At 44.3% G+C, this 23290-nt stretch carries 18 protein-coding genes and 2 pseudogenes; all 20 read left to right on the top strand.

The genetic code is table 11. The features are described from left to right. Positions 1 to 116 precede the first annotated feature (116 nt). The 20 genes and pseudogenes from AB4124_RS26535 (at position 117) to AB4124_RS26440 (ending at position 23271) form a co-directional block, all read left to right on the top strand. Entirely contained in the window at positions 117 to 590 is a 474-nt protein-coding gene (locus tag AB4124_RS26535) for a GlcG/HbpS family heme-binding protein (protein ID WP_076321669.1), read from the top strand. Positions 591 to 862: 272 nt separating this feature from the next. Further along, positions 863 to 1651: a DeoR/GlpR family DNA-binding transcription regulator gene (locus AB4124_RS26530; RefSeq protein WP_430112503.1), complete on the top strand. Its 789-nt coding sequence runs from the start codon at positions 863 to 865 to the stop codon at positions 1649 to 1651. Beyond that, the gene (nagA, locus tag AB4124_RS26525) at positions 1648 to 2799 is read left to right on the top strand and encodes an N-acetylglucosamine-6-phosphate deacetylase (RefSeq protein ID WP_441974685.1); all 1152 of its coding nucleotides are present in this window, start codon (positions 1648 to 1650) and stop codon (positions 2797 to 2799) included. The genes AB4124_RS26530 and nagA overlap by 4 nt, the downstream gene beginning before the upstream one ends. Before the next feature lie 144 nt (positions 2800 to 2943). Continuing rightward, positions 2944 to 3648 (top strand): hypothetical protein, encoded by a 705-nt coding sequence (locus AB4124_RS26520; protein WP_339265410.1) that lies wholly within the window; start codon positions 2944 to 2946, stop codon positions 3646 to 3648. Positions 3649 to 3659: 11 nt separating this feature from the next. Next, on the top strand, positions 3660 to 4352 hold the full coding sequence (locus tag AB4124_RS26515) for a CD3324 family protein (RefSeq protein ID WP_441974684.1): 693 nt from the start codon (positions 3660 to 3662) through the stop codon (positions 4350 to 4352). A gap of 390 nt (positions 4353 to 4742) precedes the next feature. Then, a pseudogene (locus AB4124_RS26510) lies at positions 4743 to 5353 on the top strand (ABC transporter permease subunit); the annotation flags it as partial. A gap of 19 nt (positions 5354 to 5372) precedes the next feature. Next, the gene (locus AB4124_RS26505; protein WP_441974683.1) at positions 5373 to 5786 is read left to right on the top strand and encodes a hypothetical protein; all 414 of its coding nucleotides are present in this window, start codon (positions 5373 to 5375) and stop codon (positions 5784 to 5786) included. A gap of 98 nt (positions 5787 to 5884) precedes the next feature. Further along, a complete protein-coding gene (locus AB4124_RS26500; RefSeq protein WP_441974758.1) occupies positions 5885 to 6184 on the top strand; it encodes a discoidin domain-containing protein in 300 nt (99 codons plus the stop codon). A 166-nt stretch (positions 6185 to 6350) separates the two neighbouring features. Beyond that, a pseudogene (locus AB4124_RS26495) lies at positions 6351 to 7517 on the top strand (glycosyl hydrolase family 8); the annotation flags it as partial. Positions 7518 to 7568: 51 nt separating this feature from the next. Next, positions 7569 to 9026, top strand: a complete 1458-nt coding sequence (locus tag AB4124_RS26490) for a CBM96 family carbohydrate-binding protein (RefSeq protein WP_441974757.1) — start codon at positions 7569 to 7571, stop codon at positions 9024 to 9026. Positions 9027 to 9404: 378 nt separating this feature from the next. Further along, positions 9405 to 11900: a GH39 family glycosyl hydrolase gene (locus AB4124_RS26485; protein WP_441974682.1), complete on the top strand. Its 2496-nt coding sequence runs from the start codon at positions 9405 to 9407 to the stop codon at positions 11898 to 11900. 201 nt (positions 11901 to 12101) lie between these two features. Next, positions 12102 to 13343: a PTS sugar transporter subunit IIC gene (locus tag AB4124_RS26480; protein ID WP_441974681.1), complete on the top strand. Its 1242-nt coding sequence runs from the start codon at positions 12102 to 12104 to the stop codon at positions 13341 to 13343. A 19-nt stretch (positions 13344 to 13362) separates the two neighbouring features. Then, positions 13363 to 15639 (top strand): beta-glucosidase, encoded by a 2277-nt coding sequence (locus AB4124_RS26475; protein ID WP_441974680.1) that lies wholly within the window; start codon positions 13363 to 13365, stop codon positions 15637 to 15639. 192 nt (positions 15640 to 15831) lie between these two features. Next, complete coding sequence (locus AB4124_RS26470; protein ID WP_441974679.1) at positions 15832 to 17367, top strand: MFS transporter; 1536 nt, start codon at positions 15832 to 15834, stop codon at positions 17365 to 17367. 141 nt (positions 17368 to 17508) lie between these two features. Next, positions 17509 to 18444: an ATP-binding cassette domain-containing protein gene (locus AB4124_RS26465; RefSeq protein WP_430112483.1), complete on the top strand. Its 936-nt coding sequence runs from the start codon at positions 17509 to 17511 to the stop codon at positions 18442 to 18444. After that, entirely contained in the window at positions 18422 to 19144 is a 723-nt protein-coding gene (locus AB4124_RS26460) for an ABC transporter permease subunit (RefSeq protein WP_430112481.1), read from the top strand. Before AB4124_RS26465 ends, AB4124_RS26460 begins: the two co-directional genes overlap by 23 nt. 192 nt (positions 19145 to 19336) lie before the next feature. Next, positions 19337 to 19936 (top strand): acyl-CoA-like ligand-binding transcription factor, encoded by a 600-nt coding sequence (locus tag AB4124_RS26455; protein WP_076321656.1) that lies wholly within the window; start codon positions 19337 to 19339, stop codon positions 19934 to 19936. 229 nt (positions 19937 to 20165) lie between these two features. Continuing rightward, the gene (locus AB4124_RS26450; protein ID WP_441974678.1) at positions 20166 to 20759 is read left to right on the top strand and encodes an RNA polymerase sigma factor; all 594 of its coding nucleotides are present in this window, start codon (positions 20166 to 20168) and stop codon (positions 20757 to 20759) included. Further along, on the top strand, positions 20719 to 21669 hold the full coding sequence (locus tag AB4124_RS26445; RefSeq protein WP_441974677.1) for a hypothetical protein: 951 nt from the start codon (positions 20719 to 20721) through the stop codon (positions 21667 to 21669). Before AB4124_RS26450 ends, AB4124_RS26445 begins: the two co-directional genes overlap by 41 nt. Positions 21670 to 21864: 195 nt before the next feature. Then, complete coding sequence (locus AB4124_RS26440) at positions 21865 to 23271, top strand: outer membrane protein assembly factor BamB family protein (protein ID WP_441974676.1); 1407 nt, start codon at positions 21865 to 21867, stop codon at positions 23269 to 23271. Positions 23272 to 23290 lie beyond the last annotated feature (19 nt).

Here is a 23290-nt window from a genome sequence, read left to right as displayed (position 1 = left end):
CTTTGAATGACGGCAGAAGTGCGGAATGAAATTCTCTGTAGAGAAAACAATCCAATTCACCACTATAGGCAAATGACATATAATGTAGTATTTCTTTTAAGTAAAGGAGAGCTACCATGTACAAACTCACTTTGACTGCGGCAAAGAAGTTATTGGAAACTGCTGAACACCAAGCTCGACAAATGGGTCTGAATTCTGATGTAGCGATCGTCGATGAAGGGGGGAACCTCATTGCCTTTCATCGGATGGATAATGCCAGAATAGCAGGCATCGATATTGCCATAGGCAAAGCATGGACCAGCGTAGCGATGCAAATGCCGACGGCGAATTTAGCGCAATCTGCGCTTCCGGGCGGAGCTACATTTGGCATTAACACGACGAATCAGGGAAGAGTCGTTATACTTGGCGGGGGAATTCCGCTAGTTCACGAAGGTAGGGTTGTGGGCGGCATTGGTGTAAGTGGAGGAACGAGCGCTCAGGATATCGATGTAGCCAATGCCGCAGTGCAGGTGTTTGAAAATATGAGATGTAATGATATCCAATATGCAAACGCACGGATTGGCACGGTAAAACAATCATTTACTTATTAACGGCTCTCCTATTCGATTGTAAGGGCAGGCTGCTTCTATGCAAGAAGCGGCCTGCCTGTCTTCTATTTAAGAGGTGATATGGCCTCACGGTACGATAGTCGGGATGGAAAATGTCGAAGGGCTGAATATATTCAACTTTAAAAACCACGAAGAACGTGGTTTTTAGTTTTCACAATAACAGCAATCAACTTACATATACTTATTGATTATTTATTATTGCTTATATATACTTATAATCAGAATGTAAATACTTAAGCGGGGAGGGATAAGATGTGTTCCAAGAGGAACGTTTAGTAAAAATACTGGATTACTTAAAACAGCATAAAACGATGAGTGTTGGAGAGATATGCTCGTTCTTCCAAGTGTCGCGGGATACCGCGCGCAGAGATATTGTCAGACTAGTTCAAGAAGGCGTGGTCGTTCGAACGCACGGAGGGGTAGCCTTGCCTGAACTTCAAAAGGAACTTACTTCTTACCAGGAACGACTGATTGATGAGCCGACGAGCAAGAACGTGATCGGCGAGCATGGCGCTAAACTGATTCGGGACCACGAAACGGTATTTTTGGACGTATCTACGACCGTTCAATTTGTTGCGGAGCATATTCAAGCGAGAGAGATAACAGCGGTTACGCATTCCATCGATAATGTAGGGATACTCTCCAAACGGGAAGATCTGAGCATCTACCTGCTTGGCGGTTATCTGCATACCCAAAATCGATTATTATACGGTCCTTCCGTCATTGATAAAATCAGTGAAATCCGTGCTGACAAAGCGTTCATCGGTGCGACGGCAATCCAGCCAGACGGACTCTATTATCCATATGAAGAAGATGTCAGGGTGAAGAGAGAAATGGCCCGGCGCTCGGATCAGGTCATACTTGTTGCAGATCATACCAAATTCGCGGTGAAATCGAGGTTCAAGTTGGACTTTGATCACGTGGATATTATTGTAACTGATCAATCGATTCCCGTTGAAATACAGGAAATATTAGACCACAAAAATATTACACTTATAGAATGTCAGACCCATAATCAACAGGATGGAGTTGAGTCGAAATGAACAACCAAATCATTCAACATGTCAAAGTTCACCTGCCTCATCAAGTACTTCCTTCTGCAACCGTCTGGATTGCGAACGGGAAGTTGAAGCGAATAGAAGCGACGCAAGAACTGGAAACAATCGAAGTTGATGCTGAACTAATTGATGGCAAAGGAATGTGGCTCATACCCGGGATGATAGATGTTCATATTCATGGGGCCAATGGCTATGACATGATGGACGGAACCGAGGACAGCATTCAAGAAGTATCACGCGCTTGTGCTGCAACCGGATGCACTTCGTTTCTGGCGACTTCCGTGAGTTCGACGATAGAGGATCTGCTCAATATGATTCGCAGCGTAAAATCTGTAATCGGACGAGAACAAGGGGCAAAGATTGCCGGCATTCACTTGGAGGGACCTTATTTGAATCCGAAGCGAAAAGGGATGCAAAACGAGAAATATCTTCGCCACCCGAATCTGGAAGAAATAAAGTTAATTTTTCAAGAAGCGGGTTCGCTCATTAAAATGGTTACGATCGCACCAGAATTGCCTGGAGGCATGGAACTCATATCCTATCTGAAAGAGCAGGATGTTGTGATTGCCGTAGCCCATTCCGATGCCACATACGAGGAAGCGAAGCTGGCTTTCGCAGCCGGTGCGAGTCATGTAACCCATTGTTTTAACGGCATGAGACCGATTCACCATCGAGACCCCGGACTGATTGTAGCCGCATTCGAAGAACCGCATGTCAGCCTGCAAGCGATTGTCGATCAAATCCATCTTCATCCCGCCATTGTCCGATTAATGCACCGTCTCAAAGGGCCTGAAGGCATGGTGCTGATTACAGATGCACTTCAGGCGATGGGATTAGGTGATGGCAATTATATGTTTGGTGGTCATCACGTTACCGTTTCCGAGGGGATTGCAAGGCTTGCGGATGGCACTTTAGCATCGAGCACGGTGACTATGAATGAAGCGTTACGTCTGACCGTGGCTAACGGAATTTCAATGGAGGACGCCGTGCACATGGCTTCAACTACGCCGGCCCGTATTCTGGGTTTATCTCACAAAGGAAAAATCGAGGTAGGATACAATGCGGATCTCGTCCTGATGGACGAAAGGTATCAAGTGCAGTGGACGATGATTGAGGGTAAATTGTACTGTTAGAATTGAGGTAATCACAAGAGGCTGGTGTAAAGTTGACTAAACCTATTCGTTGCCTATATCCGATACATGGCCAATGTTATCATTACCCCATATCAGTGCGCAGCTGATGTGTATAACCATTGTTGATGTAAAGGAGATATGAACATGAGTAAAGACAGTATAATTAAGTCCATGCTTTCGGATCAGGTAAGTATGACACCAAATGGATTTGTCGCAGATGAATTAAGCCCAAATCAGTTTGCAGATTGTTACGAGTTGTTTTTTGACAAAGTCTTGGAAATTAGTGCAGCGGATATAGCGGGAGTAGAAGGCTATGGTGAGTTCAACGAGGATTGCAAAACAGAGTATAGCACCTGCAGGCAATTTCTAATCGACACATTTGCAGAAGATAAAGAAGGATACTGGTATAATTGGAAGGAACTCTTTGATACAACGATTTTAGATCGTGACTTTGTCGAAAAATACTTGATGGAAATGGACACTAGAATTGATTATTGTGAAGGCAAACGTTATTTAGTTAATAATAATACGTTTTTTGAAATAATGATCACAGATGGAAAAACGACGGTCGGTTTCCCAGACTGGAGCAGATCCGGCATATGCGATTTCCTTTTAGATTTTGTCATTATGGACTTAAATAAGCCTTATTTAAACATACCTGAATTGTTATTCGAGTATTGCAAAAAAAGGAACATTGTCATACCGGATTTTAAAGAACGATTTTTATGTATGGCGTATTACAAGGGAATCGATGTTTTGCGGTGGCATGCGTCGATCGATGACATAGAATCTTGCAATTCTATTATGAAATCTATCGGTCAACTGAAGGATCGAATATACGCCTTATAAAGGGTGATCCTATGAAATATGAAAATGCCAGCGATATCATACCTGAGAAGTTATTGAAAGAAATTCAGAAATACGCTGCTGGAAAACTTCTTTATATTCCTACTGGAGAGGAAAAAAGGGGTTGGGGCGAGAAGTCTGGTTACCGAAATCAATTACAAAGGCGTAATATTATGATTCGCAATAAGTATGCAAATGGGGTAACGGTTTCGGAACTTGCGGATGAGTATTTTTTATCTTTGGATTCCATTAAGAAAATCATTTATTCGAAGAAAAATGACCAACAATTCACTTATGCTCCAACTGTACGATCTGCTGTACAGTATGCGAATATCGGAATGCTCGAAGAATGGATTCATTGTTATATGCTCCACTCCCGAAATGCTGCTCCTAGTTTACATGATTTTATGAGAAAAGAGTATTTGTATTTCGGTGTTGTTAAATTTCCTTTGCGTCTCATCGAGCTTAATGGAATCATGCCCGGGAAAGACTGTACCGATGAAGCAGACTCAGCTACTCTTCCACCACTTCTTATTCAATATAAAGAAGGGAAATTTTATTGCATCGAACAGAAGGAAGTATTAGCTACACTAAAACAACGCAAAGTAAATGCTTATCCAACCATAATTGTACTGAAGGAAACAACGAATTATAAAAGGTTTATGAAACACTATGAAAATGTTTTATTTTATATTAATCAAGTATGACTTTGCTAAACGAGCCACCTCATTGTTAATGAGAGATTCATACGCGCAGCGTCAAACAACAGACAGCGAGGGCGTCCCAGGTCAAAGGACCTTTTGGGACCCCCTTTTTTGCGTTTAAAAAACTTAAACAGCTTTTTCGTGCGTTTTGGAATGGCTGCAAGCTGTTCAACAACCCGTCCTGATCTTTATATGAACCGTGTCGGCGATTACGCCCCTTGCATAATGAGTATGGTTAAAACTGTCAATCGCCATTTGAAACCGGAAGAAAAGAAGTCATCATTGTGGTATCAGAAAGTCATAAGGATAGTGGTTGACCAGAATCATTGGTTATAGAATGAGGATGTAAGGGTTTACATGACGTGACAAGAAGGGGCTGGAACATGAGGGGTTCGTCTCACCAGCCGGTTCTATCAAAGCACATTCCTGCTGCCGCATATCATCTCGATGGTCGTGGTCGCCTATCTGGTCTACAGCTTTTTGAATGTGGATAGCGGTCTTGTGAACAGGTTATTAATCCATTGGTTTGGTTCGGAGGCGGTGTCTTGGTATGGAGAACCCACGTATTGGCCTTACATCCTGGTCATCGTAAATGCATGGAAGTTAACGTAGGTTATCTATCCATCATCTATTTCGCTTCCATTATCGGAATAGACAAAGAATACTATGAAGCTGCCACGATTGATGGTGCAACCAAGTGGAAGCAGATGACTCGGATCACCATCCCGCTTATTTTGCCTGTCATCACCACCATGACCCTGCTTGCGGTCAGCGGCATTCTCCGGTCGGATTTCGGATTATTCTATCAGGTTCCTATGAATACAGGCGCTCTGATCCCGACGACGAATACCATCGATACCTTTGTCTATCGTGCCATGATTCAATCCGGGGATATCGGCATGTCGACAGCAGCTGGATTCTATCAATCCGTCGTTTGTTTAGTGCTCATCCTGGTAGCAAATTCGGCAGTAAGACGCATTAATAAACGTGACGCTTTATTTTAACAGAGGGGGAGAGATAGAAATGGTGAAGGAATGGAGCCCTAAAAAATGGATCGGCGCATCTTCGATTCACCTGTTTTTCTGGGCATTTACAGTCGCCTCGTTAATTCCGTTCATCCTGGTCTTTATGGTGTCGATATCCAGTGAAGATTCCATCTTACAGAACGGATACTCATTGTTTCCCAGTCAAATCAGCTTTGCGGCCTATCAATTTTTATTCAATGATTTTTCGGAAATAGCGAAAGCTTACGGAGTCACGATCTTGACCACGCTGGTTGGAACCGTCGTAAGCCTGTTGATAACAGCGCTTTTTGCTTATCCGTTATCCAGACCCGAGGTCTATGTGATCGGGTACACTAGTGTCCCTCCTATTTTAGTTAAATTCATAGTCGATTACATGACAACCTTAAAAAAACAACAATACACCTTAATTTAGTCCCTTTCCGAATTTGAGAAATGGGATTAGAACTAAGATACCATACAATAATTTGTATACATCCCAGAATGTGGTTTTTATAACTCCGTGAAAGGGGGATTGCTTATACCGAGTGTTCAAAAAGCATTAATAAAGTCAAACTCATATGGGAAGACGCCTATGGGAAAAGCTACAAAATTCAAGTGTCGACGGATACGGCAGCGCCTGTAAATTGGACGGAGGTATACTCCACTTCAACCGGTGACGGAGGGATGGACGAAATCTCATTCGCAGCACGGGATGCCAGATATGTAAGGATGTATGGCACGGCAAGAGGAACATCCTACGGGTACTTTTGTACGAGTTTGAGGTGTACGGTTCCGCTGCTTCAAGCAGCGATACGGATCCCGGCGATATGATCAGCAATGACGCAGGGCTTATCTTTTAGAAGTAACTATGGTCACAGGCAAGATGCCCGAAACCAATCCAATAGGAGGAATAGGAATGTATAAAAAATGGTCCATTCACGCACTTTGCCTCGTCCTTTTGATGTCGACTTTTCTCTCACCGGTGTTTGTACAAAAAGCCTATGCAGCAGGCGAGCAAAAGCCATTTCCCCAGCAAGCAAGTTTTGCTGGAATTACGAAGCCCAATCATCTCTCGCAGTCGCAATTGAATGCAGACGTTATCGCTTACTATAATTCATGGAAATCCAGCTATTTGAAGAACAACTTGTCCTCCTTGCCCGGCGGATATTATGTGAAAGGCGAAATTACAGGAGAACCTGGCGGGTATAAGGCGTTGGGCTCTTCCGAAGGTCAAGGATACGGCATGCTCATTACGGTGTTAATGGCTGGTTATGATCCGAATGCCAAAACCATTTACGACGGCCTGTTCAAAACGGCCAGAGCTTATAAAAGCAAGGGAAATCCTAACCTGATGGGCTGGGTCGTAGCGGACTCCAAAAACGCGCAGGGAGATTTCTACTCGGCGACCGACGGGGATCTGGACATCGCTTACTCGCTCATTCTTGCTCATGATCAATGGGGTTCATCCGGTACAATCAATTATTTGGCGGAAGCCAAAAAAATGATTACGGATGGAATCAAGAAAAGCAATGTCACGACTAACAACCGGTTAAATCTGGGCGATTGGGATAGCAAAAGCGCACTGAACACGAGACCTTCGGATTGGATGCTCAGCCATTTAAGAGCCTTTTACGAGGTTACCGGCGATTCAACGTGGTTGAATGTCATCAATAACCTGTACAACGTCTATAGTTCATTCAGCGCCTCCTATTCGCCGAACACGGGGTTGATTTCGGATTTTGTCGTTGACAATCCTCCAAAGCCCGCTCCACGAAATTATTTGGAAGAGTTCCCGGAAACGGACGAATACAATTATAATGCCGCTCGGGTACCACTCAGGATTGTGATGGATTACGCGCATTATGGTGAGACGAGAGCCAAATCGATCACCGATAAACTGGCTTCCTGGATTAAAGGAAAGACGAGCGGCAACCCCAACAATATTCGGGACGGGTATCTATTGAACGGAACGGTGTCTCCATCGGCAAGCGGGGCGGAAGGTGTGTTTGTGGCTCCGTTTATTTCGGCAGGAACCCCGAATAGCGGAAACCAGGCCTGGATCAATAGCGGCTGGGACTGGATGAAAAGTCATAAATCCGGCTATTACAGCGACAGCTTCACCCTCTTAAACATGCTGTTCATTTCAGGTAACTGGTGGAAGCCAGGAGGGGGAGGCAACCCAGCAGATACGCAAGCACCAACGGCTCCGTCGAATTTGGCGGTTACTGCAAAGACTTCGTCCAGTATCTCTCTTTCATGGAACGCTTCTACGGATAATGTAGGGGTTACGGGTTATGAGATTTATAACGGCTCAGCACCAGCGGCTTCCGTTACAGGAACGAATGCGACCATCAGCGGCTTGAGCGCCAACACGGCCTACACCTTTACGGTCAAAGCCAAAGATGCCGCCGGGAATATATCAGGCGCAAGCAATGCAGTGACAGCCACAACAAATAACGATACATCGTCCCCGAATCTTGCCTTGAACAAGACGGCCGTTGCAAGCTCAAGCGAAGCCTCGGGCTTTGAGCCAGCTAAAGCTTTTGACGGCAGCCAGGCAACGCGATGGGCAAGCGCAGAAGGCGTTGACCCGCAATGGATTTATGTCGATCTCGGGGCAGTGAAGAACATCAACCGAATCCAATTAAATTGGGAAGAAGCCTATGCGAAGAGTTACAAGATTCAAGTATCTGTCGATAACGGGACACCTACCAATTGGACGGATGTATTCTCCACAACAACCGGGAATGGCGCCATAGATGATATTGCCATTTCGAACCGAAATGCGAGATACGTAAGGATGTACGGAACGGCCAGAGGTACCCCTTACGGATATTCCTTATATGAGTTTGAAGTGTACGGAACAGATTCTATGGGCAGCTCGGATACGGAGACACCAACGGTTCCAACGAATTTGGCAGTAACCAACACGACCTCCTCCAGCGTTACGCTTTCATGGGGTGCTGCAACGGACAACGTAGGCGTTACCGGTTACGATGTTTATGAGGGCGCCACGTTGGCTGCCATCGTTACCGACACGACAGCGACGGTTAGCGGGCTAAACGCCAACACGACCTATACATTTACGGTTAAAGCGAAAGATGCAGCCAGCAACGTCTCGGCTGCAAGCAACGAAATCAGTGCGACCACTAGCGGGGATACGGTGAACCCTGTCAAACTTACAGCGATCGAGGACAGCTTCGTTCGTGGCGGTACGTATGCCGGGGATCAATATGGCTCCCAGAATACGATGACTGTAAAGCTGCGCGCCTCCAATGCCTCTTATGATCGAGCAGGATACTTGAAATTTGATACTACCTCATTAAGCGGGTCCGTAAGCTCTGCTATTCTCAAAATCTATGTAACCAATATTCATAGCAATACGAGCTCCTATACAGTGGAAGCCAGGGGAATCAACAATGATGCATGGTCTGAAACGTCGATCAACGCAACCAACCAGCCGACAGAAGCCGGGTCTGCATTGGAGACCGTGACGGTAAGTCAAACAGGTGCCTATGTGAGCTTTGATGTTACTTCATTTGTAAACAGTCAATCGGATGGAGTCGTAAGCTTCCGCATCGTCGGACTAGATGAAGATATGGGCGCAGATTATGCGACCAAGGAACATTCGGATACGGCCATTCATCCTGTTCTTATCATTAACGGAGATTAATGACTACATTAAAACCACGTTCAAATGAAATCTTGGATTAAGACAGAAGGGCTGCCATTTGGGCAGCCCTTCACTTTGTTGGTCATGAACCATAGGATTACAGACATCCTTTCAAGAAACTGAACACCATGATGCCGATTAGGTTTTTATCTAATCGGCATCAGCTTTCTTTACAATGAAACTAAACTAGTATAATAACATTTAGTGCTCCGGATAGCCTGTGTTCTAATGTATGTAAAAGTCGTAAACTATACATGCTATCATGATAAGGTTCTATAATTTATGATGATATTTGCAATCTATGAGTCACTTTATCATCCGTTCGATATGTACAATAAAGATATATCGTTTTCAGTTCATAAGAAATGAGGGCCCAATATGCGTTACCTTTATGAATTTATCGAGCATCAAGATGACATGCCTTTTAAGCTGTTTGTCAACAGTGTGAAGCAGGTTCCATTTCACTGGCATAAAGAGGTGGAGATTGTCTATGTTCTCCAAGGTTCTGTTATCATGCATCTTGACCAGAAGCAGTATACCCTGCATCAGGACGATGTCATTGTGGTGAACAGCATGTCGATCCATAAGTTTGAACAGAATAGCCCTGACAATATTTTATTAACGCTTCAATTCGGCCCGGAGTGGCTGCATAATAATGTTTTTATTTCCTGTAATTCTACGACAGAGGCTGAGCCGATCGGCTTCCGATTTGACACAATCAAGCAAGAGCTTGCAAAGATGGTGTGGGAGATGAACAAGAAGTCTCCAGGCTATCGAAGCTACACGATGGGAAGGCTGCAAACCTTATGTGGGCATTTATTGCGATATTTTTCGGAAGGAATCAATCCGGAAGCTGAAGATGGTAGCAAGAGTTATGACTATAAGAGGTTGAATCGGGTTCTTACCTATATCGATCAAAATTATAAAGAGAAGATTACGCTGCAGACGATGGCGGAACAAGAACACTTAAGTTTGCATTATTTTTCTCACTTTTTCACCGATAAAATCGGTATTCCTTTCCAAAAGTATTTAACGCTGATCCGATTGGAGAAGGCCCAATCGGAGCTTTCCGGAAGTGAAAAGAGCATTACCGAAATTGCGATGGGTTGCGGTTTTGCGAACGTGAAGCTATTCAATAAGTATTTCAAAGAAAAGTACGGTTGTACACCAAGCTCGTATCGTGAAGCCGCTGCTCCGCTTCAGGATAAGCCTAATCGAAAACCGCTTACATATGAAGAGTCCTCTAGTGGGGACTATTATGAATTAGATACGATCAATGCGATGGGGTCGTTATATCGATATCTGGAAGCGAAGTCGGATCAAGAACAGGAAAGGGCGAACCCACTAACGTCGGTTGTTACGGATCAGGAGCAAATTCGGATTCAGCCGGGAATGTTGTCAACAGGGTACAAAAAACACTGGAATGTTACCACAACAGCGGGCAGGGCAGTTGAAGGGCTGCGCGATGACTGGCGTCGGCAGCTTTCCGAGCTTAAAGCACGAATTCCTTTTGAATATATACGTTTTCATGGAATCTTTAATGATGAGATGATGGTATACAACGAAGAGGATGACGGTACTCCGGTCTATAATTGGGCTTATGTTGACAAGCTTTATGACTTTCTTATTGAGCTGGGAATCAGGCCGTTTGTAGAGCTAGGCTTTATGCCGACCTTGCTCAGCCGTTCTAACGAAACGGTATTCTGGTGGAAAGGGAATATTTCCCCTCCAGCTGATCAGGCAAAATGGGAGGCGCTTGTTCGTGAGTTCGTTCGGCATTGCTTAAACCGCTACGGGGCCGAGGAAGTAAAACAGTGGTACTTTGAAGTATGGAACGAACCGGATTTATCAGGCGTTTGCTGGGCAGGAAGCAAAGAGGAATACTTCTCCTTTTATGAATCTACCGTTCGAGTGATCAAGTCGGTTCTTCCTGAACTAAAAACAGGCGGACCTGCTTTAGGTTATGGTTCACTTTGGAACGACACATGGGCCGAGGAGTTTATGGAATATTGCAAGAGGCATCATGCAGCGATCGATTTCTTTTCTTTTCATATCTATTCGGAGTATCCTCAGCTCAAAGCGGAGCAGAATATGTTAACGAAAATGATGCCTCCAACTTTTTATAAAGTGAGCATCCATCGACTGCAGGAAAAAATGGAGCTTGCCGCTTTCCGTGATATGGAGCTGCATATTACCGAATGGAACTTTTCCCTCTATGACCGGCATCTGTTGCACGATACCATGTTTATGGCCCCATTCGTGATGTATCATGCGATGAATACACTGGGAGATGTGCAGGCCATGGCTTTTTGGTGCTTCACTGATGTGTTTGAGGAAAGTCTTGTTCCATGCTCTCCGTTTTATGGAGGCTTTGGTTTAATGAATCGGGATGGACTTAAGAAGCCGAGCTATTACGCCTTTGAGCTTCTTCAGAAACTGGGTGAAGAGATAATCGTTAAGGGTGATGGTTATGTAGGTACTCAGAATAAAGACGGGAGCATACAACTTCTGCTGTATCATTACGTCCATTTAGATCATATGTTTTCAAGCGGGGACTGGTCGGAGATGTCCAATCATAACCGTTACAGCGTGTTCGAAGAGAAAGGCAGCAAGGTGTTTCAAATCAATATTCCTCATCTACCGGGAACCTATAAATGCACAACCTATCAGATGGACCGGGATCATGGCTCCGTTTTTGATGAGTGGGTTCGCATGGGAGCACCCGAAATCTTGACGGAGGAGGAACTTGCGTATCTTCACGGAAGAAGCGGCCCGGTCATCCGGACAGAGATATTACAGGATCAAGGTTGGCAGAAAGAAATCAATCTTCCACTGCATGGTGTGTTATTGCTCACATTAGAGAAACAGTTTTAAACACAATCTTCAAGAACACCTCCTCCATGAGAGGGGGTGTTTTTTGCTGTCGATTCCAAGTAGATGCGATTAGCCGGATCTAAGGATAAGAATTGAACAAAAAACGCCCATAGGCGAGGCAATTTACAACGAGTAAGCGTTAACAAAAGTACCTATACTATAGCTATGCGCACAACAGAATTACAGGAGGGGAATCAACAGATGAAGCGTTTTATGAAATGGATGACGGAATCATTTGCGCCAAGATTGGATGCGATTACAAATAACATTTGGATAGCATCAATACAAGAAGCCATTATGGTTGCCATCCCGATGATTTTTATTGGTTCTATTATTACGTTGATCTCAATTTTGCAAGACTTCATTCCTGGCATGCCGGATTTGACGCCAATCACAACATTCAGTTTTGGTCTTCTCGGTTTGTTTATTGCATTTCTGACGCCGTATACCGTTATGGAGAAAAAGGAGAGGCACAAAATCAAGCTGCTCGCAGGAATGACCGGCATATCCTTATTCCTCATGCTGCTTAATCCCGTCGTAAACGAAGACGGAACCGTTCAGTTCATTCTTGAGCGTTTCGGTCCTGCGGGTATGGTTACGGCACTCATTGTAGGCGTCTTCATCGCCGTAATCATGAATGTCTGCGCTAAGTTTTCTTTCTTTAAAAAAGGGTCTTCCATGCCAGAGTTTATTATGGATTGGTTTGACTTCCTGGTACCGATTGCCGTGATCATGGGCATAGGCTGGGTTCTAGTATATCAGCTCCACTTTGACATCTTTGGACTGATTGTGAGCGTGTTTGAACCTATTAATGCTATGGGGCAAAGCTTGTTCGGATTTATTCTATTTAACTTTATTGGGGTTGTACTATATTCCTTCGGAGTTAGCCCGTGGGTTCTGATGCCAATATGGTATGCCATATGGATTCCGGCGATTGAGGAAAATGCCGCATTGGTTGCGCAGGGACTGGATCCTGTCAACATTAATACATTTGAAACATTTTTCTCCGGATGGCTTGGAATCGGAGGAATGGGTGCAACATTGCCGCTTGTTATCTGGTTCCTGTTTGCCAGATCCAAAAAGCTGAAAACCATTGGTAAAGCAACATTAATTCCTTCCCTGTTTAATATTAACGAGCCTGTTGTGTATGGAGCACCGGTTGCCTTCAATCCGCTATTGATGGTGCCTATGTGGATTAACGGTCTCATTACGCCCATTATTGTCTACTTAGCTCTTGATATGGGTTTTGCACAAATCCCGAGTAAAATCTTCCAGCTATGGTATACGCCGATCGGTGTATCGACTTACCTCATGTCCGGATTAAATGGACTTATTCTGCTCGCCGTCGTCTTGCTGATTGTGTTCGCCGTATGGTTTCCGTTTTTCAAACTGTACGATGCGCAGGAGTTGAAGAAAGAGCGGGGGTTACAAGAAGAAGCTTGATATGAAAGGGTGGATACAAATGAAAGCATCTATTAACGCATTGATAAAGGAAATGACACTTACTGAAAAAGCATCCCTGTGCGCGGGATTAAATATGTGGATGACCAAAGGGATCGAGAGACTCGACATTCCGCCGGTTCATATGTATGACGGAACGAATGGGATTCGAAAAACGAACAGTGACGATGAAATGGGGATCACGACAGAGAATATTCCCGCAACTTGTTATCCTACGGGCTCCGCTATCGGTTCTTCGTGGAATACTGAACTGCTGCACGAAGTTGGGGAGGCACTCGGTAATGAATCCAAAGAGATGGGAGTCGAATTGCTGCTCGGCCCAGGAATCAACATGAAGCGGACTCCGCTTGGGGGAAGAAATTTCGAATATTACTCCGAGGATCCCTGTCTGACAGGCGAACTGGGCGCTGCTTTCATCAATGGTCTCCAAAGCAAAGGAGTTGGCGCTTCGCTTAAACACTTTGCTTGCAACAATCAGGAATTCGAGAAAATGGTGACGAGTTCAGAGGTGGACGAACGAACGCTTCGCGAAATTTATTTAAGCGCCTTTGAGCGAATTATTAAAAAATCGGATCCTTGGACCGTCATGTGCTCCTATAATTTGCTTAATGGCTCGTATACTAGTGAGAACGAGCATTTATTACATGATATCTTGAGAGAAGAATGGGGATACGAGGGCGTCGTCATCTCAGACTGGACAGCTGTGAATGATCGGATCCGTGGGCTGAAAGCAGGACTTGATCTCGAAATGCCGGGGCCAGCCGGTTATAACACAAATGCGATTATCAAAGCCGTGGAGAGCGGAAATCTTGCAGAAGAGCAGCTCGACAAAAGCGTTGCCCGTATTCTAAAACTCGTAGATCGTGTAACTGGTATTGAAGAATCTGCTCCGGTATCTGATATGGAGTACCACAATCTTGCGAGAAAAGCTGCAGCAGAAAGCATTGTGCTCCTAAAGAATGAAAATGGCATTCTTCCGATCCATGCGGAGTCAACCCATTCCATTGCAGTTATCGGCCGTTTCGCCAAAAAACCTAGAATTCAAGGAGCCGGCAGCGCAAAAGTAACGCCGACGCGCGTTGATATTCCATTTGAAGAAATGAAGGCGTCGGCTGGAGCTTCCGTTGAGATGAGTTATGCTCAGGGCTACCCTGAAGATGACTCCATTCATGTGGAGATGATAAAGGAAAGTGTCGCATTGGCGGCGAAATCGGATGTTGCAGTTATATTCGTTGGCCAGCCTGAGTACGCCGAATCCGAGATGCGTGATTTGAAGGGCATTGATTTGCCAGAACAGCAGATTCTGCTTATTCAAGCGATTGCAGCCGTACAACCTAAATGTATTGTGGTGACCAGCAGTGGTTCAGCCTTGGCGATGCGTCCATGGGTTCAGCATGTTCCCGCTGTCATTCACTCATGGCTGTCCGGACAAGGCATGGGTAAAGCAATTGCTGAAATTTTGTTTGGACAGGTGAGTCCTTCCGGTAAACTGTCCGAGACGTTTCCGGTTAAACTTTCTGACAATCCTTCACATATGAGGATCCGTGGTGAAAACGGCAAACTGTATTATCGTGAAGGGCTGTTCGTCGGCTATCGATACTACGATAGGAAGGAACTCGCTCCACAGTTTCCGTTTGGCCATGGCTTATCCTACACTTCATTTGCCTATAAGGATATGAAGGTAGCTCAAACGGAGACAGGGATCACAGTCTCTTTCTGGCTGGAGAATATCGGAAACCGAACAGGGAAAGAGGTCGTTCAGCTTTACATCCACGACGAAGAATGCACATGGACACGTCCAGAGAAAGAATTGAAGGCATTTTCCAAAATCGAGTTGGCTCCTGGGGAGAAACAGCAGATTGTCTTTGAACTTGAAGAGAGAGACTTTGCTTATTACAACACCAAATATAACCGCTGGGTAGCGGAGAGTGGTTATTTCCAAATTGCACTTGGCAGCTCTTCTCGTGATATCAGAATTACGGAGCGACTGTATTGTGATTTTGGCAAGGAAGAAGTATCATTTCATAAATTCAGCTTGGTTAGCGATTGGATCAACGACCCCACTGCGAAATCCGTATTGGAAGAGTGTCTGAACGAGATGAATCAGCATGTCGTAGAGAAGATTTACCTCAATGAAGAGTTCATCGGATTTTGGGAAGACTGTCCAGTCATTAAGATTTTGCAAATGTATGGCCAAACCTGGATGGTTGACCGGTCACCGGATGAAATCATTGAAGAGCTTATAAGTCGAGTCTATCAGCGACGCGGTAACATGTAAGACAAGATAATATTCCTTATAATAGCTTGGGATCTGAAAAAGGATTCCAAGCTTTTTTAGTATTCAAAAAACCGTAAAAAGGTGGGGAGACAAGGTTTCTCATTTCATTCTCTGCAAACCATCATTTCAATAAAAAATTTGACATCGACTGTCAAATGATATAGTATTTCAATATAAATTCAATATCGAAAGGTGGTAACTGTCATTATTGATCAAGGGAATCGAAGATGGTGGGTGCTGGGCGCTCTTGCAGTTGGAATCCTTGCAGTCGGACTGGATATGACAATTCTTAACCTCGCCCTGCCCGTTCTTGCCACGGATTTGCATGCAACAAATGGAGATCTGCAGTGGTTTGCAGATGCGTATAACCTAATATTTGCTGCTATGCTCTTGCCAGCTGGCTTGTTAGGTGATCGATTGGGAAGAAAGAGGATGCTTCTTATGGGCTTGCTTGTGTTTGGGGTGGCCTCTGCAGGATGTGCTTACGCCAGTTCATCCTGGGAGCTGATTACCGGACGCGCCTTTCTGGGACTTGGTGCCGCCTTATTGGTACCATTGTCAATGTCGATTATACCGGTGTTGTTCTCTGAGGAAGAACGCCCTAAAGCAATAGGTGTATGGATGATGGCGAACGCGATCGGCATACCGTTGGGGCCGATTGTTGGGGGCTGGTTGCTGAATAACTATGAGTGGGGATCCGTTTTCCTTATCAATATCCCACTAGTCATCATTGCCTTAATCGCCGTTTCTATCTTGTTGCCTGAAACGCGCAGCGAAGATAAGCACAAAGTGGATGCGATAGGGATCCTAGCTTCGAGCCTTGGGTTGGTCGGTTTGACATACGGAGTAATTGAAGTAGGCGAGAAGGGCTGGGGGGACGTTGCAGCATTAACTACTATGATTGGCGGGATATTTTGTCTAGTATTTTTCATGTTTTGGGAAAAACGGGTCAAGCATCCGCTTATTGATCCCTTTTTATTTCGTTCATCCAAATTTACATGGGGTTCGATATTGGCAACAGTCATCTCTTTTGCCATGTTTGGAGTATTATTCGTTACACCGCAATATTTCCAGGCGGTGCAGGGGGTTGATGCGTTAGATTCCGGATTGCGTTTATTGCCTTTAGTTTTTGGTCTTCTGATTGGAGCCCCTATATCCGATAAACTGCAATCGAAGTTTGGCACTCGGGCTACGTTGGCACTTGGTTTCTTAATACTGTCTGCTGGATTAGCGATTGGAACCAATACGGGTGTAGATAGCGGTTACGGTTTTGCCTCAATATGGGTTACAGTAGTCGGTTTGGGTATTGGCTTGGCTTTGCCCGTGGCAATGGACGTTGCGATGTCGCCGTTATCGGCGGAACGAAGCGGCGTAGGTTCGGCATTCATTATGTCATTGCGGCAAGTGGGGGGGACGATGGGAGTTGCTATACTAGGGAGCGTTCTCAGCACGAACTATCGGAATAATCTGGACTTGATCGATTTGCCGGGAGATGTTGCAGAAGTCGTGCAGCGCAATGTTTCCGCTGGAGCAGCCGTGGCACAAAAAATTGACTCGGCATCTTTATTGAACTCAGTACATGCTTCGTTCGTTGCCGGAATGGAGGCAATGTTGTGGGTATGCGGCGGAGCCACGGTTCTAGGACTCCTGTTAACCGTCATTTTTATACAAAAGAAAACAAGCTCCAACAGAGCACCTGAGATTAATCAAAATGTGACTGGGGAATAAGCAGTCTGTTTCGATTCTGCTCTACTACGAAGGCGGGGGCTTATACTTTTGTTTGCGAAATTGAGGAGGGGACGCAATGATAATATCACGTATCTTTCCTCAGAATTATGTAAAGTAAAATAATAATTAAGGCGGTGTACTATGTCTGCCATTCTTTTTCGAAATCTAAATAAAACCTATAACGGCAAGCGTGGTGTGATTGATCTGAATTTAAAGGTAGACCGAGGCGAAATCTTTGGATTTATCGGGCCTAACGGGGCTGGAAAATCAACGACGATACGACTGCTTATGCAATTGATTGCTCCTACATCAGGAGAGATCTTCGTATTGGGACATCGTGTCAACGGCGACGACCCTCAACTGCGCAAAAAAATAGGTTATCTCCCCGGCGAGGTTCGGCTTTATCCAGATATGACAGGGAATCAAATTCTGAACTTCACTGCAAACGTATACGGAATAAACTTAAAAAAGTCGCCGATTCATGACTATGCAGAAAGACTTCAATGGAATGGGAATCAGAAAGTTAAGTCCTATTCACTCGGAAATCGAAAGAAACTCGGCATTCTTCTTGCGCTTATTCATAATCCCGAATTGCTTGTTCTAGATGAACCCACCTCGGGATTGGATCCACTCGTACAGCAGCAATTTTTCCAAATCCTCCGTGAATGGAATGAATTAAAGGGAACAACGGTGTTCTTCTCGACTCATATCCTTACAGAAGTTGAAAAATTATGCAACCAGGTTGCTATTATCCGAGACGGGCGCTTAATACAAGTATCAACGCTATCAGAAGTTTCCGCTGCGGGCGAACATTTTATCGAGGTTTCTTTTTCTGAAATAGATGAGCTCGGTCAACTGCAGGAACTGTATGAAGTTGATCGAAATACCAGATGTGAAAACGGGATTTACCGGTTTCGCATTCAAGATAAGGAACTTCGTTCTATTCTTGCTATGCTGTCCAAAATGCCAGTTAAGGATTTGAGCGTGCGAAGAACGTCGCTTGAGGAAAAATTTATGAGCGAGTATGTTTCGGGATCAGATGGGGGGCTCCGATATGAATATAATGATGCGTTATGAGTTTAATCAAAATAAAAGAAGCTTCTGGATCGCCTTATTAGTCGTAGGACTTCTCCAAGCCATCCCCGCAGCAGCCTCCCAGTTAAACTACTCCGAAAGCCTTTCAACTTTTGAAGAATGGGTATCCGGACAACCATTTACGTTTTTTTTACTTCTCCTTGGCTTTTTCTCCATGAGTTGGGCAATTGGCTCCATAGCCAAAGAGCGAGATCGTCATACATCAGAGTTCTTATTTACGCTTCCGTATAGCCGAACATCTATTTATTGGGCAAAATGGATCGCACATATTTGTCAAGTGATGGTCATTGCTGTTGTATCGACAGGAATTGTCTTGTTGATAGGTAGATTTAACGGCATGCTGAATGCACCTTGGGCAGTAACGGACGTTATGTTGGCAGGATTATTGACCTCACTAGCATTTATGGGAATTGGATTTGCCTTATCGCCATGGCTGAACTCTGAACGGGGAGCTTTGTCGATTGGGATTGGAATCGTATCCATTATGTTTTTATTACATATAATCGCTGGACTGAATGATAGTTTTATGTGGATGGGTAAGGCTAACTTGTTTCATTTGTTTGATGCGGCAGCCATTAGTAGGGGGGATGGGCTGCCTATCGCATCCGTGATCGGCGCTCTAGGGTTACTTGCTGCAGGAAGTTGTGCAGGATGGGCAGGTATTGTTCAAAGGGACATGTAAGTTATGTTAACTTGCTTACCATTTCAATAGCGTGATAAAATGATCTGAAGTCTCGATTCTTTTAGGTTCCTTTGTTGGATTGACGATGAATTAATGGCATGGGATGGTCGGCGTCTAGATTCGTTGTTTTAAGAGTACTCGTAGTCGAATCGAAAACGAGTTCGAGCAAAATACCTTTGGGGAGTGAGCAGAATGTCATCAAGTAACCAAAAACCCATTGGGTTGCGAGAACGTAAAAAAGCTAAAACCATGGCCGCAATCCAGATGCATGCATTGCGTCTCTTTAAAGAATTTGGCTATCACGAAACTACTGTGGAGCAAATTGCAGAGGCTTCGGAAATTTCTCCAAGTACTTTTTTTCGTTATTTTGCAAATAAAGAAGACGTATTGATTACTGATAATTATGATTCCCTTCTAATCTCGGCTTTCGAGGATCAACCTTCCGATTTTAACCCACTTCAAGCTGTTCGTAATGCAGTGAAATTAGCGATGACTCAGATGTCTGATGATGAATTTAAGACGGTGAATGAACGACATCAGCTGATCATGACTGTGCCTGAACTTCGAGCAGCAGCAATAAATAATTTGGCTCAAACTATGCAAATGCTTGCTAAAATTGTTGCGAAAAAAATGGGTCGGGAGGAGGATGATTTGGCTATTCGCACATTAGCCGGCGCCATCATTGGAGTTAATATCTCGGCGATGCTTTATTACGCTGAGCATCCCGATGTTGATTTCACAAAATTGCTGGATGAGTCTTTAACCCAACTTGAAGAAGGATTGCAGCTATAAATTTATTATAAAACTGTGACCCGTAGGATGTACACTTTGAAAAGAGTGTGCTCCTATGGGTTTTTCTATGTTTTATCAGGATGGGATCGGGATTATGGGCAAGTCTATGGAGCAATCAGCACATCCTTACGAATATGGTTTACGGAATCCACTGAACGTAGTGATTTATTGTGCTGTCACATTATGGGTCAAGTTGTTCGTTGTATAGAGTGAAAGGGGGGGAGAGGGCTTGAATGACGCGGAGCTAAGTCAGATCATTGCAGATGTGTTGGATGGGGGGACAGAACAATTCGAGAAAATCATGAAGGTTTATCAAAAACCGATTTTTCTCTACTGTTATCATATGCTGGGTAATCATGCCGAGGCCGAAGATAACGCACAGGAAGTATTTTTGAAAACATTCCGCAGCTTGCGGAAATATACTCAATATGAGATGGATTTTGGCGCATGGTTATACAAGATAGCCTATCATCAATGTATTGACATCATCCGTAAGCGAAAACTGGTGAAATATTTACCTTTCTTTTACCAGGATGATAAAGAAAATAATGATGTCGATATGCATATTGAAGCCAACTATTTTGATGAATCCGTACATCAGGCCATGGCGAAATTATCGGCGGAAGAGCGTAATTTGTTAATCTTACGTTGTGTCGAGGATAAGAGCTACCAGGAGATCGGTTTGATTCTCGGCAAGAACAGCGCAAGCCTTCGTAAAAAATACGAACGTACATCTGCAAAATTTCGAAAGTATTATGCTCAAGTAAAGGGAGTGGGAATGTATGAATATGGACAGGGAACGGGATTTGAAAAAACTGTTTGATGACCCGCGCATTCCCGACGTCGACCTGACAGGAAAAGTAATGAATACACTATATGCTCAGCCAAAAGAAAAGGAGAGGTTTTTTGTGAAATATAAAGTTGCTTTGACTGCGTTTGTAGGAATGATGTTAATGGCCTCCACGGGTTATGCGGCAGTTCAATATCATTCTTTGAACAACAAGGATGGCGAAGTCGTATATGAGACTAAATCGACGAAAGATTACGGAAAAACAGAATCGAAAGATGAGATAGAGCGTTACAAGGCATTTCATGAACTTAAGGATAAGATGCTAAAGAACGGGGAAGCTGGGCTGTTCTATATGGTTGCCAATAACCCGAATCATGAAACAATTCTTGGAACGAAGGTGACTATCTTCCAAGATCTATCTCAATTGCGCGATAAGATTACGGATAAATCCATTAAGATCGCAGACAAAGTCAATGGAAATTATACATTCCAAAAGGCGGACGTAATGTTTAAAAATGCTCAGGAAGTGAATCCTCCTTCTTCGGAAGAAAATAAGAAAATGGCAGAAAAGCTGAGAAAGCAGGCGGAAGAGTCCAATAAGGGATATGCCATGATGCCTGTTGAAATGACAGATCAGTTTTTCATTCTCAATGCTACGTATCAAAATGGAGAGGATAAAATCGGGGTTAATATCACTAATCTGACTGGAAAGAGCGACCCTACAACGTATATTGACGAGAAAGTTGAATTTAAGCAGGAGAAGATTCAAGTGAAGGGTGTAGAAATGCTGCATACAGAATTTGGTCCTTCGCAGTGGCACGAGCTGAAATGGGTATACGAGAGCCCGGACAAAAAGGTCAAATACGTCTATAGTATAGATGGAGACATGAATAAAGTAAGCAAAGAAACCTTGATGAAAATTGCCGAAAGCTATTTGAAATAATAAATTTTAATCAACGGGAATCTTCTCCAATGCGAATTGGGGTTGATTCCCGTTTTGGGATGATAAACAGTTTTTATGTAGGCAATTACTTAAGGGAACTTAAAGATTATTTATAGTTCGCTTGGAACTTTATGCCTTCTCTGAGCGTTGTATTTGTCGTGAAGCAAGAAGCCATAACAAATGGGAGGGCTATTCATGCTTAGAATTGAATTGAAACGATGGATTAAACATCTCAAAGGTCAATTACGCCGGCTTATCATTGCAAGTATTGCAGCAGGCTTACTTACAGTCCATGGCGTGTTGGCAGTACAACCTACGCAAGTGAATGCAGAACCTGCCGATGTTTCGGTACGCAACTGGTATCCTTCCTCAGTCTTCGAAGTTCCTGAAGTAAAACCTTCTTGGACGGTGAAGGTGGACAACTATCTGGATATGGACGACGAGAATTATCTAGGTCGCCAGGCGATTGCTGAAGATGGGAAGGTGTTCGCATTCACCGGGAAAAAGCTGATTGCCATCGATGCGAGTACAGGCAAGCGGTTATGGAGTTACGGTAAGGACCTGAAGCCTTACGTTGTATTTCATAATGGCGTTATTTATGGCTTATCGGGAGATCAGATGCCATACGCTTTGAACGCAAAGACAGGCAAATTGAAATGGCAGTCGAACACATCCATCTACATAGATACTCGGCTTCGTACGGAAGTGCTGGTTCCAACTGTCGATACGCTGTATGCAATAAAAGGGAGCAGTACCTTCGCGTTTGATGCAGCCACAGGAAAGTTACGGTGGAAAACGAACGAGCCGTCAGGAGAAGGACATGGCACTGATTATCTTCAGGAGGCGGATGGAGTAATCCTTCGGACGTTCTATATACAAGGAGCGCTCACTTCTCTTCAATTGACTGCCTATGACAAGAAGACGGGCAAGAAGTTATGGGACCATTTTGGTCAGGGAGAAGCGCTCCAAATTAAAAGCGGTCTCGTGTATTCGGTTGACTATTATTCTCCATTGCTGACTGATTATCAGTCGCTGCCGGACCGCAAAGTGATCGTAAATGTGTATAACCTTAAGACCGGCGTAAAGAAGAGCAGCCGAGATTATAGCTGGAAAATGTCGGGGGAGCCGCCATATGAGTACGGCGGAGGCGGCTTATTCATAAACCAAGGGAAGTTATACATGGATCAGGGCAATAAGGTGGCCGAATACAATTTTGACACCTATAAGAAAGGTGAGGTTCCTCTGCGAACTTTTCCTCGCCCTTATGGGGGCGACTGGGAGTTGATCGGACTGGTTCAGGAACGGTTGATTTTCAAAGACATAATGACTCGTGAACTGGCAGGCATCAAGCTGGCGAATGGAGAACAGATCGATTGGAGAGGCGATGCACCTGTTGCGCAGATTGACGTATATGGGAAAGGGTTATATCGGGCGCAGCGTAACGGCACATTACTCGGCATCAATATGTTGACGACGTTGCCAGTTTTTAGAGTAACGACGGGTGCAGATTTACACGAGTCGACGCTAAAGACAAACGGTGTGATCATCATCCAAGCGGAGGGTAAACTCCTCGGGGTAAAGGTACCGGCATCGTTGAAATAAAGGAATAGCTTGTGCTACT

It is taken from the genome of Paenibacillus sp. 2KB_20 (assembly GCF_052115765.1).
Lineage (GTDB): Bacteria > Bacillota > Bacilli > Paenibacillales > Paenibacillaceae > Paenibacillus_AQ.
Note: the sequence above shows the minus strand (reverse complement) of the source record. Positions and strands in the feature narration are given on the sequence as shown.

Bases quoted from the DNA above. Each gene is read 5' to 3' on its own strand.
- AB4124_RS26480 (WP_441974681.1), top strand. From the start codon at position 12,102: ATGAAGCGTTTTATGAAATGGATGACGGAATCATTTGCGCCAAGATTG.
- AB4124_RS26455 (WP_076321656.1), top strand. From the start codon at position 19,337: ATGTCATCAAGTAACCAAAAACCCATTGGGTTGCGAGAACGTAAAAAA.
- AB4124_RS26505 (WP_441974683.1), top strand. From the start codon at position 5,373: ATGGTGAAGGAATGGAGCCCTAAAAAATGGATCGGCGCATCTTCGATT.
- AB4124_RS26440 (WP_441974676.1), top strand. From the start codon at position 21,865: ATGCTTAGAATTGAATTGAAACGATGGATTAAACATCTCAAAGGTCAA.
- AB4124_RS26460 (WP_430112481.1), top strand. From the start codon at position 18,422: ATGAATATAATGATGCGTTATGAGTTTAATCAAAATAAAAGAAGCTTC.
- AB4124_RS26465 (WP_430112483.1), top strand. From the start codon at position 17,509: ATGTCTGCCATTCTTTTTCGAAATCTAAATAAAACCTATAACGGCAAG.
- AB4124_RS26515 (WP_441974684.1), top strand. From the start codon at position 3,660: ATGAAATATGAAAATGCCAGCGATATCATACCTGAGAAGTTATTGAAA.
- AB4124_RS26475 (WP_441974680.1), top strand. From the start codon at position 13,363: ATGAAAGCATCTATTAACGCATTGATAAAGGAAATGACACTTACTGAA.
- AB4124_RS26445 (WP_441974677.1), top strand. From the start codon at position 20,719: ATGAATATGGACAGGGAACGGGATTTGAAAAAACTGTTTGATGACCCG.
- nagA (WP_441974685.1), top strand. From the start codon at position 1,648: ATGAACAACCAAATCATTCAACATGTCAAAGTTCACCTGCCTCATCAA.
- AB4124_RS26520 (WP_339265410.1), top strand. From the start codon at position 2,944: ATGAGTAAAGACAGTATAATTAAGTCCATGCTTTCGGATCAGGTAAGT.
- AB4124_RS26485 (WP_441974682.1), top strand. From the start codon at position 9,405: ATGCGTTACCTTTATGAATTTATCGAGCATCAAGATGACATGCCTTTT.
- AB4124_RS26535 (WP_076321669.1), top strand. From the start codon at position 117: ATGTACAAACTCACTTTGACTGCGGCAAAGAAGTTATTGGAAACTGCT.